This is a genomic window from Brevibacterium iodinum ATCC 49514 (genome assembly GCF_900169265.1).
Classification (GTDB): domain Bacteria; phylum Actinomycetota; class Actinomycetes; order Actinomycetales; family Brevibacteriaceae; genus Brevibacterium; species Brevibacterium iodinum.
Genome location: NZ_FXYX01000001.1, coordinates 475610 through 491764, shown reverse-complemented (window position 1 = coordinate 491764; position 16155 = coordinate 475610). Strand labels below are relative to the sequence as shown.

Below are 16155 nucleotides of genomic sequence, written 5' to 3'. Positions count from 1 at the left end.
CCATCACGCACCGGTAGCGTCACGTCCACCATTTAGCACGCCATCACTCACCCTTAGCTGCAGCGCATACAACTGCAACGGTGCACTGTGACGCTGCGACGACGTTTTGCTTCCACCGGTGCTCAGCGACAGCGGCGGTGAGGGATGCTCCGTGGTGAACAGGTACCTATGTTCGTGCCTTGGGAGTAGCGGCGACAGTCGGCACCAAAGGTGAGGGGTGCAGGCCTCCCAGCTGTCACGGAATACGACGATCCCCCAACCACCTCGGCGGCGGTTGGGGGATCGTCGGTGAACGGGCGGCTCAGTCCGTCGGCAGATCAGCCTAGCGAAGCAGCCAGAGGGCTCAGGCAACCTGCAGCTCAGCCAAACGACTCAGGCGAGGCCGAGGCGCTGGCGGAGGTTGTCCACCTCGGCGCGGAGTTCGGCCGGGACCGAATCGCCGAGCTCCGCGTACCATTCCTCGATGAGGCCGAGCTCGGTCTCCCACTCTTCGGGCTTGATGGCGAGAGCCTTGCGCAGCTGCTCGTCGGTGAAGTCGAGGCCTTCGGTGTCCAGGCCGCCTTCGACCGGGGTGAGACCGAGCGGTGATTCCTGAGCATCGGCGGTGCCGGTGACGCGTTCGAAGACCCACTTGAGAACGCGTGAGTTCTCGGAGAATCCGGGCCACAGGAACGAGTTGTCGTCGTCGCGGCGGAACCAGTTGACGTAGAAGATCTTCGGCAGCTGGGCGCCCTCGGTGTTGCCGATGTTGATCCAGTGCTGCAGGTAGTCACCGACGTTGTACCCGATGAACGGACGCATCGCCATGGGATCGCGGCGGACGACGCCGACGGCACCTGTGGCAGCCGCGGTGGTCTCCGACGAGAGCACCGAACCCATGAACACACCATGGGTCCAGTCCTGGGTCTCGGTCACGAGCGGCATCGTGGTCTTGCGGCGACCGCCGAAGAGGATGGCCGAGATCGGCACACCGTTCGGGTTGGTCCACTCGGGAGCCAGGGTCGGCACGTTTGCGATCGGGGTGCAGAAACGCGAGTTCGGGTGAGCGGCGGGGGTGTCGGACTCAGGCGTCCAGTCGTTGCCCCTCCAGTCGGTGAGGTGGGCAGGTGCCTCATCGGTCTTGCCTTCCCACCACACGTCACCGTCGTCGGTCAGCGCGACGTTGGTGAAGATGTTGCCGCCGGCCTCGATCGCGCGCATCGCGGTCGGGTTCGTGGTGTAACCGGTGCCCGGGGCGACTCCGAAGAGTCCGAATTCGGGGTTGACGGCGTAGAGCTGGCCGTCGTCGCCGAAGCGCATCCATGCGATGTCGTCACCGAGGGTCTCGGCCTTCCAGCCGGGGATGGTCGGTTCGATCATGGCGAGGTTCGTCTTGCCGCAGGCCGAGGGGAATGCGGCGGCGACGTACTTGACGACTCCTTCGGGGTTCGTCAGCTTGAGGATGAGCATGTGCTCGGCCAGCCAGCCTTCGTCCCGGGCGATCGCGGAGGCGATGCGCAGCGCGTAGCACTTCTTGCCCAGCAGCGCGTTGCCGCCGTAGCCGGAGCCGAAGGACCAGATGGCGCGATCCTCGGGGAAGTGGGTGATGTACTTGGTGGTGTTGCAGGGCCAGGCGACGTCTTCCTGTCCCTCTTCCAGCGGAGCGCCGACGGAGTGGACGCACTCGACGAATTTCGCGGCCTGGGCGTCGATTGCATCGAGGGCGTACTTGCCCGAGCGAGCCATGACGAGCATGGAGAGGACGACGTAGGCCGAATCGGTGACCTCGATGCCGAACATCGGCTGGTCCGCCTCGGCGTGGCCCATGACGAAGGGGATGACGTACATGGTGCGTCCGCGCATCGAACCCTCGAAGAGACCGTTGAGCGTCTCCTTCATCTCCGCGGGAGCGACCCAGTTGTTGAGTGGACCGGCATCCTTCTCGTCTTCGGAGCAGATGTAAGTCCGGCCCTCGACGCGGGCGACGTCCTCGGGGTCGGAGGCCGCGTAGTAGGAGTCCTTGGTGCCGTTGACGCGCTGGATGGTGCCGGCCTCGACGAGCTTCTCAGCGATCTCGTTCTTCTGTGCGTCGGAACCATCGATCCAGACGATGTCGTCCGGGGAGGTCAGGGCAGCGATCCGGCTGACGAACGAGAGCACTGACTTGTTCTCGGTCGGTGCGTTCTTCAGCTGGTCAGCGACGACATCATGGTCGAGGACAGTCATGAGTGGTCTCCTGGTGGGTCGTGTGTGTGGGGTTTCGTCTCCGGCGGCTGGCGTCCGTCGAGCGGTTGGTACATATCCACCGTAGGATGGGAGTGGAAGCGAAAAACGCGCGTTTCGGTCACTCGAAGATGTGCATTGGATCACAGCCGGGGACCAATTGACGCAAACGCAACAAGTAAATGCCGTGTTGTTTCAAGTGATTGACGGTTTGTTTCACCAATGAGCGACGGCTGAAATCTGCGATTCCATCCCCTCTCGCCGAGGCGGCACTGACCGTGAGTGCGAATGTGGCGAAGCGCACGTGGAGACGATTTGAGCTTCGGTGAAATGGGTGTGTATAGTTGTTCGAGTTGCAGGGCGAGAGTCCGAGCGACATGCGCCACTAGCTCAACGGATAGAGCATCTGACTACGGATCAGAAGGTTGGGGGTTCGAATCCCTCGTGGCGCACAGAAAGAGAGTCCCTCACCTGGCAGGATTGCCGGTGAGGGACTTTTTCGTTTGCCCGGAGTCAGGCTTATCCGGGCGTTGATCCGAAGGTTGGATTCTGTTGGGTGCTGAGACGAGGAAAGCCCGTCGCCATCGTGAAGAGCTCGGTGAGGTCATCGAGGTGTTCGCCGACCGCCCAGGACCGAAAACAGTGACGGGGTTCGTCCTCGGGTGGGTGCTCTTCACAGTTCTGACATTTATCAACCCGGGGGAGACGCCATTGCTGGCGATTGCTCCGGGTGTCATCTTCGCGGTGATGTTCGGTCTGATCCTTCTCTATCTCTCGGGTGAGCGGCTCATCGTGTGCGAGCGCGGGATCCTTGTCGGCTCCGTTGCCCCGGGGATTCGTCCCTACGCCATTCCCTATCAGCAGATCACGCCCGGCAGCATTGCCGGGGTCGCCGGTGCGAACAGATATCTCAAAGAGGTCGGACTGCAGGGGCAGATCGCGCAGTCGACTCTGCGAGCGTCGTGGTGGACGAAGAACGGTGTCCACTTCGTCGCCTGTTCGGCCGAGGACGCCAGGCGCGGACGCAGACGTTTCACACTGGCGCTCGACCCGATTCCACGGTCGATCGACGGTCGCTGGATCTGGTTCGCGGGGACCGGCCGACGCCCCGCAGGCGCGGCGGTCGAGGCCATCGCTCGGGCCGCCTCGGCGGCGGGGTATGCGCAGCTGGCTCAGGTCGCGCTCGATCGCGGAGTCGTCGAGCTGACCGGCAACCCCGAGGACGCAGCACGACAACTGCCCGGCCACCCTCCGGTCGGCAGGGGTGGAGTCAGATAGCTGGGACTTGGCCCACCTGCGGCCGGGAGTCGAGTCATCTGGCGGCGAGAACGGCCTCACGCTGTTCCGTCGACAGGCGTTTGACGGCCTCCCTGATCGTTACTCCCGAGGCACGGTGGGCACGCGGGAGGATCCAGTCGAAGACGAGGTCGGGGCGTTTGCGCGAGGTATCGTGCAGAACCTAGCCGATGGCCTTGCGGACGAAGAATTCCTTCTTCTCGAGCATCGCATCGGCGAATCGGGAGAACCTGTCGAAGTCGCCGCGGCCGTGTCGCAGCGGGACCAGGTGCGCCAACAGGGCCGAGCGGCGAATCCAGAAATCCTCATCGCTCGCCCAGCGCCCCAGGACGGGGTCGAAGGCGGTATCCCGTTCGCTCAACGGCCCGATGAGGTCCCCGGCCAGAGGGTCGACGAGCGCCCAGGTCATCGCCTCGCGGAGTAGGCCCCCGATGAAATCCGCATCCCCCCGCCGAGGCGGTCCTTCGACTGGATGAGCACCATTGTGGCCGCGGCGCGTCGCTCGTGGACGGGTGTGGGGTGCCCTGCTGGCCCGGCGCCTGTGTCCGTTGGTTCAGCGTTGCCGGCCGAGTCGTCCGACGGCGTCGGCGCGGCCCAGAGGGTTCGGGCGAGATCGATGACCTCATCGTGGCTGAGCTTCGCTGTGCGCAGAGCGGTGCGAACGACGGCACGAGTATCGGGCACGCTCACCCCGTAATGGAGGAGTTCGCTCTTGCGGTAGGCCTTCTCCTTCTGGGCGCGTTCGCTGCTGCCACGGGCGCGCAGATCTCGGTCGAGCGCCTCGGCGAGGGTCTGGACGTTGTACCGGGAATCGGAGGTCATGGAACGAATCATTCCACGGTCGCACCGCACCGCACGGCATCGTGCGGACGCGGGCGCTGCATCGCGGTGAATGCGAAACGGCCGGCAGGCGGACTCCGTCGATCACATTGATCGGGGAGTGCGCCTGCCGGCCGTTCTCTGCTCTCAACCGGAGGCCGCGAGTCTCATGCTGCGCAGTGTCTCCGGAAGTCTTTCACCATCCGGCGCGGACGGGGCTCAGCCCGACCGGCACCGGCGTCGGGCGCGTGACCTCAGTCCGTTCCTGCGTCGAAGGCGGCGGACAGGCCTGCGCGGTCGCTGGCCTCGTCGACGTCGACGGTGGAGTTCGCGATCTCCTCGGCGCCGCCGGCCTCCAGTGAGCCCACGAGTTCCGAGGTCGGCCCGGATACGATGCCCATGGCCGCGTACTGCTCGAGACGGGCGCGCGAGTCGGCGATGTCGAGGTTGCGCATGGTCATCTGGCCGATGCGGTCCTCGGGGCCGAACGCGGCATCGCCCACGCGCTCCATCGACAGCTTCTCCGGGTGGTAGGACAGGTTCGGGCCCTCGGTGTTGACGATCGTGTAGTCGTCACCGCGACGCAGACGCAGGGTGACCTCGCCGGTGATCGCCGAGGCGACCCACCGCTGCATGGACTCGCGCAGCATGAGCGACTGCGGGTCGAGCCAGCGTCCCTCATACATCCGGCGGCCGAGGCGGCGGCCCTCTTCGTGGTAGAGGGCGATGGTGTCCTCGTTGTGGATTGCGTTGAGCAGGCGTTCGTAGGTCACGTGCAACAGTGCCATGCCCGGGGCCTCGTAGATGCCGCGGGACTTCGCCTCGATGATGCGATTCTCGATCTGGTCGGACACGCCGAGTCCGTGGCGGCCGCCGATCTCGTTGGCCTTGAAGACCAGGGCAACGGGATCGTCGAAGACTTCGCCGTTGATGGCGACTGGGCGGCCGGCTTCGAAGCGGACCGAGACCTCTTCCGACTTGACCTCGACGTCATCGCGCCAGGCGGCGACGCCCATGATCGGTTCGACGATGTCGAGTCCGGCGTCGAGGAACTCCAGGGTCTTCGCCTCGTGGGTGGCGCCCCAGATGTTCGCATCCGTGGAGTAGGCCTTCTCGGCCGAGTCGCGGTAGGGGTAGCCGTGTTCGACGAGCCATTCGCTCATCTCCTGTCGGCCGCCGAGCTCGTCGACGAACTCCGAGTCGAGCCAGGGCTTGTAGATGCGCAGCTTCGGGTTGGCCATGAGGCCGTAGCGGTAGAAGCGCTCGATGTCGTTGCCCTTGTAGGTCGAGCCGTCGCCCCAGATGTCGACGCCGTCTTCCTTCATAGCCCGCACGAGCATCGTGCCGGTGACGGCGCGGCCCAGCGGGGTGGTGTTGAAGTAGGTCTTGCCACCGGAGCGGACGTTGAATGCACCGCACTGTAGGGCTACGAAGCCCTCCTCGACGAGCAGACGCTTGGCGTCGACGAAGCGGGCGATCTCCGCGCCGTATTCCTTGGCGCGCTCGGTCACCGATTCGAGGTCGGGTTCGTCGTACTGGCCGATATCGGCCGTGTACGTGCACGGGATGGCCCCCTTGTGGCGCATCCACGCGACCGCGCAGGAGGTGTCCAGTCCGCCGGAGAAGGCGATTCCAACGTGCTCACCGACTGGGAGCGAAGACAGTACTTTCGACATGGCACCAGCGTAACGGCATTCCCCGCCGAATGTCGAATTGTTATGCATAGGAATGTATTTTTATGTGTGTGGGGTGGGTGAGGCGGCTCCGCCGATTGTTATCGTGAACAGGTGACGAATCCTCTCACACCTCAGTTCACCGTCCGCACTGAGACATCCGGTGACATCGATGCCATCCACGCATCCGGCTACGGAATCGAGGGCCTGTCGTTCGTCGGCGTCCTCGATGGTGAGGCCATCGCCCACGCAATGCTCTCCCGGTGCTTCGTCGGAGAGGCGCCCGGAGTCTGCCTCGCGCCCTGTTCGGTGTGGCCCGAGCATCAGCGCACCGCCGCCGGCACCCCCGTCATCGAGGCGCTCCTCGCCTAGGCGGCCCGCAGCGGTGAGGCATTCGCCGTCGTGCTCGGTCACCCCGAGTACTACCCGCGCTTCGGGTTCACTCCGGCCTCGGGATTCGGCATCACCCTGCACGTCTAGGTTCCCGACGAGGCGCTCATGGCGATGTCGTTGGCCGGCGAGGTGCCTGCGGGTGCCCTGGCCTTCGCGCCAGAGTTCGGGGTCTGATCCGGGGCCGCCGCGCCTCACCCCGTTCGCCGGAAAGATCCACGCCCGACCCCGCGCCACCTACAGCTTCGCGCGGTGGGCGCGGATCGCGTCGGCGACGGCGATGGCGTCACCTTCGGGAGCGTCGGACTTCCGATCCGGGCGCGCTGTGAAGAGATAGATGAACCCGACCGCCAACACGACGACGAGGCCGATGAGCACGATCCAGTCGGCAAAGAACGACCCGGAGTCGCCGGGCAGCGACAACAGGATCATCGCGAAAACTCCGTAAGCAAGGGCCGCGATGTTGACGACGATGCCCCAGCCGCCCAGCGACCACGGTCCCGCCGGCTTCCAGCCCTTGACCCGCTGTCGCAGCGCGCCGAGCACGACCATCTGGAAGGCCAGATAGATGCCGAGGATCGCGAACGAGGTCACGGCCACGAGGATGCCGTCGTTGAACCAGATGAGCACGCAGATCAGGGCCGGTGCCGTGCAGGCGACGATGAGCGCATTGTGCGGGATCTTCGTCCCGTCGGTGACCTTCGACAGCCACCGGTGGCCGGGCATCATGCCGTCACGGGCGAAGCTGAAGATCAGTCTCGACGCGGCGGCCTGCAAGCTGAGCACGCAGGAGATGAACGCGAGGATCGCAACGAGCAGGAAGATCTTCGCACCGACATCGCCGAGGCTGCCGGCGAGGATCGCAGGGATCGGGTCGGCGACTTCACCGGCGACGATCTCATCGAGGTTCGGTGCCGCCAGCACATACCCGCCGAAGGAGAACAGGGCCGAGATCGCGCCGACGAAGATCGTCATGAGCATGGCCTTCGGGATTCCGCGAGCCGGGTTCGAAACCTCCTCGGCGACGTCGCCGCAGGCTTCGAAGCCGTAGAAGAGGAAGAGCCCGGCGACGGCGGCACCCAGGAACACGGGCAGATAGCTGCCGTCGCCGGCGGTGCCCATGGTGTCGAAGAAGACTGAGAAGCTGTGCTTGCGTTCGAAGATGAGCAGGAACAGGCCGAGGCCGATGACTCCGATGAGCTCGGCGAAGAGCCCGATGCGGGCGATTCGGGCCAACCACTTCGTGCCCGAGAAGTTGATCGCCAGAGCAAGCACGAGCAGAACCAGAGCGAGAACGAGAGTGGTGGTGCGGTTGAGCTCGAGCCCGAACAGGCTCGCGAGGAACCCAGCCCCGAACTCCGCCACCGAGGTGATCGTGACGATGAGTGCGCAGATGTAGACCCAGGCGGCCATCCACGCGTAGCGCTTGCTCCACAGGCGTCGGGCCCAGGGGTAGATGCCGCCGGCGATGGGGAACTGGGAGACGACCTCCCCAAAGACGAGGGCGACGAGCAGCTGCCCGCAGGCGACGATGACGATCCACCAGATCGAGGGCGGACCACCGGTCGACAGTGCGACGGCCAGCAGGGAATAGACGCCGACGAGCGGGGAGAGGTAGGTGAAGCCGAGGGCGAAGTTCGCCCACGGACTCATCGACCGCTCGAACGAGTCACCGTAGCCGAGGACGGCGAGGTGATCGGAATCGGAGAGATGGCCATCGGCACGATTGCCGGCGGAGGTGTGAGCGCCCGCGGGATGGTGGGCATTCGAGGGGAGATAGGACATGATGATGTTCCTTCATTCGAATCGTCGTTGATTCTGTGCTGTTCGCATCGTACCTCCGATTCTCACCTCCGGAAGCATTCTCGTCCGTGCGGCTAATCGCGATTTCCGCCTCGCGGCGGAGGTGCCAGGCGACCGGACCGATCGAGCCATCACCTCAGCCCGCTGTCCCACCCCACCCGCCCGGAACGACGGATTCCATGCCCGGTCCTGCCGCCTCGGCGATGGACGGATCGCACACCCCCACCGAGGAGGTCGACGCGAAAGGGCGACCACTCGCCGTCGTGCCCTCCCGGGTCCCGTGGCTCGAGATCGGCATCTTCGCTGTCATTGCCTTCGGTCTCGCGTGGCTGGCCTGCCTGCCGCTGTGGACTTCGGGCGAGGGCATCAGCGACCCGCTCGCCGTGACGGTCTTCGGCGGGCTCATGATGTTCACACCTCTGGTCGCCAGCATCATCGCCTCCATCGTCCAGCGCCGCCGCGCCCGTGCCAGGGGAGAGGTCGTGGCCAGCGCTCCGCGCTACTTCGGCTTCTGGCCGTTGCGTCCCTTCGGTCGAGTCATCGGGGTGACCGTCGCGGCCTTCTTCGGCATCATGGTTCTCGTCGTCCTCGGCTATCTGGTCAGCGCTGCGTTCGGTTGGCTCACGCTCGACCTCACCGGGCTGTCCGCGTTCAAGGAACAATTGGCCACACTCCCGGGTATGGAGTCGGTGCTGATTGCGGTCGCTATCCTCGGTTATCTGCTGCTCATGCTCGCAGGCTCGGTATCCAATTGCTTCGTCACGATCGGTGAGGAATTCGCTTGGAGGGGCTGGCTGCTCACCAGCCTGCGCCCCTTAGGAACCTGGCCGGCGCTGCTCATCGTCGGTGCCGTCTGGGGCCTGTGGCACTCCCCGCTCATTCTGCTCGGCTACAACTTCGGCCGCCCCGACATCACCGGCGTGGGCTTCATGGTCGGCGGGTGCATCGCAGTCGGCATCCTCTTCGGCTGGCTGCGCCTCCGCACGGGTTCGGTCTGGCCGGCGGTCTTCGCGCACGCCGCACTCAACGGGTCCACCGGCATGTTGCTGGCCTTGGTCATCGATGCGGGGGCCTCGACTCCCGACCCTGCGCTCATGACTCTCCTCGGGGTTTCGGGTTGGATCGTCTCCGCTGTCGTCACCGGCAGACCGTCTGATCACCATCGAAATATGACGCCGGGGCCGGCCGCGAAATTGAGGCCCGGCCCCGGCGTCCGTTAGGCTCGGAAACCCAATAGATCTAAGGAGTCCTTTGTGATTTTTGGCCCATCATTGCTGCAGACGGCAGGACGCATGCTCACCGCACCGATCTTCATCACCGGCGGGCTCTCGGCTGTGAAGGATCCCGCAGGGAAGGCGGCGATGGCTGAATCGACCCTGGACTCCATCCGCGAATACGTGCCCGGACTTCCCGACGACAACGAACTGCTCGTGCGCATCAACGGCGGCGTGCAGATCCTCGCCGGTGCCACCCTCCTGCTCGGCATCAAGCCGCGACTCTCGGCACTGGCGCTTGCAGGCTCCCTCATCCCGACCACGCTGGCCGGACACTCCTTCTGGGAGATGGAGGGCGGCGACGCGAAGGCCCACCAGACCCAGTTCTCGAAGAACCTCGCGGCCCTCGGCGGACTGCTCCTCATCGCCGGGGACAGTGACAACGCCAAGGCCATCGAGAAGGCCGCGAAGAAGGCAGCGAAGAAGGCCGAGAAGCGCGCCCTCAAGCAAGCCTGAGGTCAGTGATGGTCTGTGTGCTCGAAGTTGCGGACTATCCGTGCGGGCAAACCCGGTGAATTTCAGCACAGATCGTCCGCATCTCGGTGTTCGCCCATCGCCTGACGCGCCCACCACCAGTCGCACCAGCCTTCAACCGAATCCGCCGCACCCCTGGAAATCGGCCGGGAAGCGCCTATGCTCGAGGCATGGCCAAGGCACTTCTCATCGTCGACGTCCAGAATGACTTCTCCGAAGGCGGCGCGCTCGGTGTGACCGGCGGCGACGCTGTCGCCGAAGGCATCACCGCCCACCTCGCCGCACATGCCGGCGACTATGACGCCGTCATCGCCTCCCGCGACTGGCACGATGCCGACAACGACAACGGCGGCCACTTCAGCGACTCCCCGGACTTCGTCGATTCTTGGCCCGTCCACTGCGTCGCCGGCACCGATGGTGCGGCCTTCGATCCGTTGCTCGACACCGCGGCCATCACCCACGAAGTCCGCAAGGGGCAAGGCAAACCCGACTATTCGGCTTTTCAGGGGATCACGGAAACGGGGAGCCGCCTCGGCGAGCTTCTCACCGAACTCACCATTACCGAGGTGGATGTCGTCGGCATCGCCACCGACCATTGCGTACGCGCTTCCGCCCTCGATGCGCTGAGCGCGGGACTGAGCGTCCGAGTGCTCACCGACCTCACCGCGGGCGTCGGGGGAGACTCGAGCGCGGCGGCACTCGCGGAGGTCGAAAAGGCAGGGGGCGAGCTCGCCTGAGCCGCTGACTCTCCACCCGTGCCGTAACCTCAGCCGCAAGCATCACCCCAGGTCAGCGGGTTTTCTCCATCGAAAGTTGCAGACCGAATCCGAACTCTTCGGCGATGTGTGTGACTCCTGAGATTGATGGACTGGAGTCATGAACTCACCACTGGCGAAAACCGCACACACGCTGACATCGAAGCGCGGTTCGTGGCTCGTCCTCGGCGGGATCTTCGTCCTCGTCGCCCTGATCTTCGGACTTCTGTCCGGGGCAGGGGAGGACCGACCCAGCGAAACCGCTCCGGCCGACTCCGAATCCACTCAAGCACAGAAGATTCTCGACAAGTTCCCCGAAGCGGACAAGCAATCCGTCATGGTCGTGGCGTCGAACGAGGACGGAGCCGAACTCTCCTCCGACACCCAGGCTGACCTGAAGAAACTCGGCACCTCGCTCGGCGAATCCTTCGGCGACGAATCCACCGAGGCCGTCACCGGGCCGATCCTCAGCGACGACAAACAGGCCGCGCTGCTCATGGTGCCGATCACGGTGGGCCTGACGAATTCCGACACCGCCGAGACCGTTGACGACCTGCGCACCGCCATCGCCGATGACTCGACAGCCACCGGACTCATTGATGATGGCATGTCTCTGCTGGTCACGGGTGGTCCCGCTATCGGCGCCGACATCGCCTCGGCGTTCAACGGCGCAGACTTCACCCTGCTCATCGTCACCATCGTCATCGTGGCGCTGCTGCTCATCATCACCTATCGCTCGCCGATCCTGTGGCTGCTGCCGCTCATCGTCATCGGCACCGCCGACGGACTCGCCTCGACCGTGACCGCGGCCGTCGGCGACTGGCTGAACCTGCAGTTCGATGCGGGCATCATCAGCGTCCTCGTATTCGGTGCCGGCGCGAACTATGCGCTGCTGTTCATCTCCCGCTACCGCGAGGAGCTGCGCCGCTTCACCGACCACCGGGTCGCGCTCGCCGAAGCCTGGACGCATACCGCGTCGACGATCCTCGCGTCGAACCTCACCGTCGTGTTGTCCCTGCTCAGCCTCGTCTTCGCGATCATCCCCGGCACCCGCGGCTTGGGCATCACCGCGGCCGTCGGCCTGCTCATCTCCGCTGCCGCCGTCCTCTTCGCCCTGCCGCCCGTGCTCGCGATCTGCGGCAAGAAGATGTTCTGGCCCTTCATCCCGAAGGTCGAAGAGATGACTCCCGCCGAGGCAGCCGCCGCCGACCGTTCCACCGCACCTGCAGGTGCGGCCGAGCCCTCGATTTGGCGGACCATCGCCACCCGCGTGGTACGCAAACCGGGGCTCCACCTCGGTGCCGGAATCGTCATTCTCGGTGTCATGGCCACCGGCTTCATCGGGTCCTCGATCGGTCTCGACCAGACCGAGAAGTTCCGGGTCCAGTCCGAATCGGCGCAGGGACTCGACGTCCTCGCCGACCATTTCCCACCCGGCGAATCCCAGCCGATCTGGATCGTCGCCGATACCGACCATGCGGATGACGTCATCGATACGGTCAGCGATATGGACGGCGTCGTGCGCGCCTCGGCGATCGAGGACACGAACATCGATGGCACTTCGGTCACGAAGATCATGGTCACCGGCGAATACGAACCCGACAGCGCGAAGGGACTCGACCTCGTCAAGGACATCCGCACCGACGCCCACGCCATCGACGGGGCCGAGGCCCAGGTAGGAGGCGCCGCGGCGACCGAGCTCGACGCTCGTGACGGCAACCAGGCGGACTTCTTCACGATCGTCCCGATGGTCCTGGCGATCAGCTTCATCATCCTGCTCGGCATCCTCCGCGCACCCATTGCGGCGTTCACTCTGCTGCTTGTCAACGTGGTGTCCTCGGCAGCGGCGATCGGTCTCGGAGCATTCCTGTCACGGACGATCTTCGGCCAGTCAGCCCTCGATGCGCAGGTGCCGATCCTCGCGTTCCTCTTCCTCGTGGCACTCGGCATCGACTACTCGATCTTCCTCGCTCACCGGGCGAAGAAGGAGTCCGTCTTCCACGGCGGACGTCAGGGCATGGTCGAAGCCGTCGCGCACACCGGTGGAGTCATCACGAGTGCCGGCATCGTCCTGGCCGGAGTGTTCGCTGCGTTGGGCATGCTGCCGCTCATGGTGCTCGGCCAGCTCGGTCTCATCGTCGGAGTCGGCGTGCTCGTCGATACGATCATCGTCCGCACCGTCATCGTGCCCTCGATCTTCGGACTCGTCGGCGACCGGATCTGGTGGCCGAACAAGGCGATCACCGACTTCGATGAGACCGCGAATGCGGGTGACGGCGAGGCTGCGGATGCTGGTGCGACGGCTTCGGCCGGCACAGGCCACGACGGGGACTCCACCCATCTGCTCGCCGCAGAGGAATACGCGCACTCAGGTTCGGGATCGCACAGCGGTTCCGGATCCCACCACGGCAAGTACTGAGTCTGCGCGCACTGAGCCGGCAAGCATTGAGTCTGTGAGCTGAGTCGGCAAGGATTGAGTCTGTGAGCTGAGTCGGCGAGCCGGTGTGAGCAGAGAAGGCCCGGGCCACGATCGCCCGGGCCATCTCTGCGTCCGTATCGGCGTCACGCGTATTGCGCCCCACTTCCGCGCCAGCGTCGCGCATATTTCACCGCACCTGGGGCTCGGATGTGGTTGAGTTGGCGGGGAGGATCATGACAGAACACGATCACCGTTTCGGCGCATTTGTCGCCGGGGCCGATCTGCAGGAAGGCGGCAGCGTGGGCGCACGCAGATGGACAGAGCGCACGATGGAGTTCGGTCAGCACGCCATCGCGATCGTCCTCATGCTCATTTCCTGCATCCGCGCGGTCTCTGCCGGTGCACCGATGCTCGCCGCCGTGGCTGTGAGCATCGTCTTCCTCGCCTGGTATGCCCTCGGAGCTGTGCGAGCTGCTCGCTCGGGAGCACTGGTGCTGGCGAAATGGTGGCTCGTCGTCCTCGCTGCCGCTTGGCTGTGCACCCTGCTCGTCTCCGCCGAGTTCATCTGGGTCGCGTTCCTCCTCTGGCTGCTCGCCGGCCACCTCTTCTCCCTGCGGATCGCCATCGTCTTCACCGCGCTCACGTATATCGCGACGGTCGTCGCCCCGCTCGCGCACTACGGGCAGGTGCCCACGCCGAGCATCATCGGCTCCCTCATCGGCGCCGTCTTCGCCCTCGGACTCTCCCGCGGCTATATCGAACTCCTCCGTGAGGGCCGTCGCCGTGAGGAGCTGCTGCGCTCCCTCGAACTCGCCCACCAGAATCTGCTCGACCTCCAGGACGAGCTCGCCCTGACGCAGCGTCATGCCGGCGAGATCCAGGAACGCACCCGGGTCTCCCGCGACATCCACGACACGATCGCGCAGTCGATCTCCTCGATCCGTCTCATCGCCCACGCCGAGGGGGAGCGCACTACCGATGACCACGCCGGGCAGGTTCTCGCCCAGGTCGAGGACCTCGCAGCGCAGAGCTCCCGCGACGTGCGCCGCATCATCGCGGCGCTCGCCCCGGCCGAACTTGAGGACGGGGCGCTGACCGCGGCGATCCGTCGGCTGCTCGCCAGGCTGGAGGAGGACATCTCGATCACGGGTCGCCTCGACGTCGACGAGACCCTGCCGACCCTGTCCGCCGAGGCGGAGGTGGCGCTGCTGCGGACCGCGCAGTCTGCGCTGGCCAACGTTCGGCAGCATTCGCAGGCCACACGAGTGATGGTCAGCCTCATGGACCTCGACGGGGCGATCAGGATGGACATCGTCGATGACGGCGTCGGAATGGACGATCCTCACAATCGGCAGCGGAACCCCGATTCGGGATTCGGTCTCGACTTCATCGGCTCGAGGATGCGCGAACTCGGCGGTGAACTCGTCATCGAGTCGAGTCAGGGATCCGGCTTCGCCATCTCCGCGACCCTGCCCAGCCAATCCCAGCTGCACACCCGGGGTGAGGGCCTCAGCGGCGCGGTCGAGGAATCGGGCGCGGATTCGGGCCGCCGCCTCGGTGACGGTGAAAGCAACACAGGTGAGACACGCGATCCAGGAGAGAACGCATGAGCATTCGAGTCATCCTCGTCGACGATCACCCGGTTGTGCGGGCGGGTCTGAAGTCCGTCATCGACGCTCCGGACCACATCGCCGTCGTCGGTGAGGCCGGCAGCGGAGAGGAGGCGCTGACGATCGTCGACGAGCTCGACCCCGACGTCGTCCTCTGCGACCTGCGGCTGGGGGAAGGGATCGACGGCATCGAGGTGACGAAGCGACTGCGGGCACGGCAGAACCCGCCGGCGGTGCTCATCCTCACCACCTTCGACCTCGATTCGGAGATCATCGCCGCGATCAACGCCGGGGCCTCGGGGTACCTGCTCAAGGACATCGACCCGGGGGACATCTCGACGGCGATTGAGAAAGCGGCGAAGGGCGAGACGTATATGCCTCCGGAGATCTCGTCGAAGGTCTTCGCTGCGATGCGCAACCCCAGCCCGAAGCTCACCCGGCGTGAGCGTGACGTCGTCAGACTCTTGGCCACAGGGGCGTCGAATGCGCAGATCGCCCAGGAGCTCTTCGTCACCGAGGCGACGGTGAAGAGCCACCTCGTCAACGTGTTCACGAAGTTCGGGGTGGACTCCCGGGCTCGAGCCATCCGCGTCGCGGAGGACCAGGGGCTGGTGTAGAGACAGCGCTACTTGCAGTCTCCGCCGAATTTAGGTCGCTATCGGATGTTGAAGCCGAATATAGGTCACCATCGGATACTTCTGAGCGAACAAAGTATCCGATGGTGACCTGCCGCAGCCGCACCTCAGGAACCGCCTCAGCAGGGAGCGCAGACTGCCCCTCTCCTCGGCCAGAACATTCTCTACTGAGGTCGAGCGGTTCGCGCGTCACCTGCGGGCGGATCCACCTCGAAACAGTGCGGATAGTCGGGCCGGATCCACCCGCAGGAGACACGCCGGCCGCAGTCCCGTCCGGCGCAGCTGTGTACGTGTCGATCCGCCTCTTAGGTGACAATTCCGTAGCGATTGGTGCGGGGACTCGGTAGCGTGAGGATCGGAATGACACCGATCACAGGAGATATGACCATGACCGACTTCTTCGACCGTGAGAACGACCGCAAATACGATAGGGCCTACAAAGAGACGACACCCGACATCCTCAAGGCGTTCGGCGAGTTCAACAACGCCGTCTTCGCTTCCGAAGGTCGTGAGATCCCGCTGAAGTACCGCGAACTCATCGCCTACGCCGTGGGGCTGACCACGCAGTGCGCCTACTGCATCGACGCGCACTCGAACGCCGCCGTCAAGGCCGGCGCCACAGAGACCGAACTCGCCGAGACCGCCTGGACCGCCTCGGCGCTGCGCGCCGGTGGTGCCTACGCGCACGGCCGACTGGGCTTCAAACTCACCGGCACCCACGAGCACTGAGTTCGCCTCGGGTGCGGGCGGACAATGGCGGCACCAGGCCGCAAGGCCTGGTTCGTCGCCGCGCACGCGCGTGGAT

Annotated in this window: 14 protein-coding genes and 1 tRNA gene; 10 read left to right on the top strand and 5 right to left on the bottom strand. The window is 65.2% G+C overall.

Annotation, left to right across the window (positions count from 1 at the left end):
- Nucleotides 1-372 precede the first annotated feature (372 nt).
- Nucleotides 373-2205: a phosphoenolpyruvate carboxykinase (GTP) gene (locus BI49514_RS02265; protein ID WP_101543856.1), complete on the bottom strand. Its 1833-nt coding sequence runs from the start codon at nucleotides 2203-2205 to the stop codon at nucleotides 373-375.
- Between the two features lie 376 nt (nucleotides 2206-2581).
- Here BI49514_RS02265 and BI49514_RS02260 point away from each other — a divergent pair.
- Nucleotides 2582-2654, top strand: a tRNA-Arg gene (locus tag BI49514_RS02260).
- Nucleotides 2655-2754: 100 nt separating this feature from the next.
- On the top strand, nucleotides 2755-3480 hold the full coding sequence (locus BI49514_RS02255; protein WP_101543854.1) for a hypothetical protein: 726 nt from the start codon (nucleotides 2755-2757) through the stop codon (nucleotides 3478-3480).
- A gap of 181 nt (nucleotides 3481-3661) precedes the next feature.
- Here BI49514_RS02255 and BI49514_RS16810 read toward each other — a convergent pair whose 3' ends face one another.
- The 3 genes from BI49514_RS16810 to argG form a co-directional block, all read right to left on the bottom strand.
- The gene (locus BI49514_RS16810) at nucleotides 3662-3907 is read right to left on the bottom strand and encodes a DNA alkylation repair protein (protein ID WP_257904105.1); all 246 of its coding nucleotides are present in this window, start codon (nucleotides 3905-3907) and stop codon (nucleotides 3662-3664) included.
- Nucleotides 3904-4320, bottom strand: coding sequence for a DNA alkylation repair protein (locus tag BI49514_RS16805; RefSeq protein ID WP_257904104.1), 417 nt, complete (start codon nucleotides 4318-4320; stop codon nucleotides 3904-3906). The genes BI49514_RS16810 and BI49514_RS16805 overlap by 4 nt, the downstream gene beginning before the upstream one ends.
- A gap of 251 nt (nucleotides 4321-4571) precedes the next feature.
- The gene (gene argG / locus BI49514_RS02245; RefSeq protein WP_101543852.1) at nucleotides 4572-5993 is read right to left on the bottom strand and encodes an argininosuccinate synthase; all 1422 of its coding nucleotides are present in this window, start codon (nucleotides 5991-5993) and stop codon (nucleotides 4572-4574) included.
- Between the two features lie 111 nt (nucleotides 5994-6104).
- Here argG and BI49514_RS16655 point away from each other — a divergent pair, with 111 nt between their 5' ends.
- Nucleotides 6105-6362, top strand: a complete 258-nt coding sequence (locus tag BI49514_RS16655) for a GNAT family N-acetyltransferase (RefSeq protein WP_208634994.1) — start codon at nucleotides 6105-6107, stop codon at nucleotides 6360-6362.
- Between the two features lie 255 nt (nucleotides 6363-6617).
- On the opposite strand, the gene BI49514_RS02235 is transcribed toward BI49514_RS16655, so the two are convergent.
- Nucleotides 6618-8165 (bottom strand): APC family permease, encoded by a 1548-nt coding sequence (locus tag BI49514_RS02235; RefSeq protein ID WP_244195233.1) that lies wholly within the window; start codon nucleotides 8163-8165, stop codon nucleotides 6618-6620.
- Between the two features lie 197 nt (nucleotides 8166-8362).
- On the opposite strand from BI49514_RS02235, the gene BI49514_RS02230 reads away from it, so the two are divergent.
- The 7 genes from BI49514_RS02230 (at nucleotide 8363) to BI49514_RS02200 (ending at nucleotide 16079) form a co-directional block, all read left to right on the top strand.
- The gene (locus tag BI49514_RS02230) at nucleotides 8363-9403 is read left to right on the top strand and encodes a CPBP family intramembrane glutamic endopeptidase (protein WP_101543851.1); all 1041 of its coding nucleotides are present in this window, start codon (nucleotides 8363-8365) and stop codon (nucleotides 9401-9403) included.
- 33 nt (nucleotides 9404-9436) lie between these two features.
- Nucleotides 9437-9913 carry a DoxX family protein gene (locus tag BI49514_RS02225; protein ID WP_101543849.1) on the top strand — a complete coding sequence of 159 codons (477 nt, stop codon included), beginning with the start codon at nucleotides 9437-9439 and terminating at the stop codon, nucleotides 9911-9913.
- A 188-nt stretch (nucleotides 9914-10101) separates the two neighbouring features.
- Nucleotides 10102-10668, top strand: a complete 567-nt coding sequence (locus BI49514_RS02220) for an isochorismatase family protein (RefSeq protein ID WP_101543848.1) — start codon at nucleotides 10102-10104, stop codon at nucleotides 10666-10668.
- A 139-nt stretch (nucleotides 10669-10807) separates the two neighbouring features.
- Entirely contained in the window at nucleotides 10808-13105 is a 2298-nt protein-coding gene (locus tag BI49514_RS02215) for an MMPL family transporter (RefSeq protein WP_101543846.1), read from the top strand.
- Between the two features lie 233 nt (nucleotides 13106-13338).
- Nucleotides 13339-14715 (top strand): ATP-binding protein, encoded by a 1377-nt coding sequence (locus BI49514_RS02210; protein WP_244195232.1) that lies wholly within the window; start codon nucleotides 13339-13341, stop codon nucleotides 14713-14715.
- Entirely contained in the window at nucleotides 14712-15332 is a 621-nt protein-coding gene (locus BI49514_RS02205; protein ID WP_101543844.1) for a response regulator, read from the top strand. Before BI49514_RS02210 ends, BI49514_RS02205 begins: the two co-directional genes overlap by 4 nt.
- A gap of 378 nt (nucleotides 15333-15710) precedes the next feature.
- Nucleotides 15711-16079, top strand: a complete 369-nt coding sequence (locus tag BI49514_RS02200) for a carboxymuconolactone decarboxylase family protein (RefSeq protein WP_244195231.1) — start codon at nucleotides 15711-15713, stop codon at nucleotides 16077-16079.
- Nucleotides 16080-16155 lie beyond the last annotated feature (76 nt).

Excerpts from the sequence above, each read along its gene's own strand:
- BI49514_RS02265 (WP_101543856.1), bottom strand. The coding sequence starts at position 2,205 with ATGACTGTCCTCGACCATGATGTCGTCGCTGACCAGCTGAAGAACGCA.
- BI49514_RS16810 (WP_257904105.1), bottom strand. The coding sequence starts at position 3,907 with ATGACCTGGGCGCTCGTCGACCCTCTGGCCGGGGACCTCATCGGGCCG.
- BI49514_RS16805 (WP_257904104.1), bottom strand. The coding sequence starts at position 4,320 with ATGACCTCCGATTCCCGGTACAACGTCCAGACCCTCGCCGAGGCGCTC.
- argG (WP_101543852.1), bottom strand. The coding sequence starts at position 5,993 with ATGTCGAAAGTACTGTCTTCGCTCCCAGTCGGTGAGCACGTTGGAATC.
- BI49514_RS02235 (WP_244195233.1), bottom strand. The coding sequence starts at position 8,165 with ATGTCCTATCTCCCCTCGAATGCCCACCATCCCGCGGGCGCTCACACC.
- BI49514_RS02230 (WP_101543851.1), top strand. The coding sequence starts at position 8,363 with ATGCCCGGTCCTGCCGCCTCGGCGATGGACGGATCGCACACCCCCACC.
- BI49514_RS02220 (WP_101543848.1), top strand. The coding sequence starts at position 10,102 with ATGGCCAAGGCACTTCTCATCGTCGACGTCCAGAATGACTTCTCCGAA.
- BI49514_RS02215 (WP_101543846.1), top strand. The coding sequence starts at position 10,808 with ATGAACTCACCACTGGCGAAAACCGCACACACGCTGACATCGAAGCGC.
- BI49514_RS02210 (WP_244195232.1), top strand. The coding sequence starts at position 13,339 with ATGACAGAACACGATCACCGTTTCGGCGCATTTGTCGCCGGGGCCGAT.
- BI49514_RS02205 (WP_101543844.1), top strand. The coding sequence starts at position 14,712 with ATGAGCATTCGAGTCATCCTCGTCGACGATCACCCGGTTGTGCGGGCG.
- BI49514_RS02200 (WP_244195231.1), top strand. The coding sequence starts at position 15,711 with ATGACACCGATCACAGGAGATATGACCATGACCGACTTCTTCGACCGT.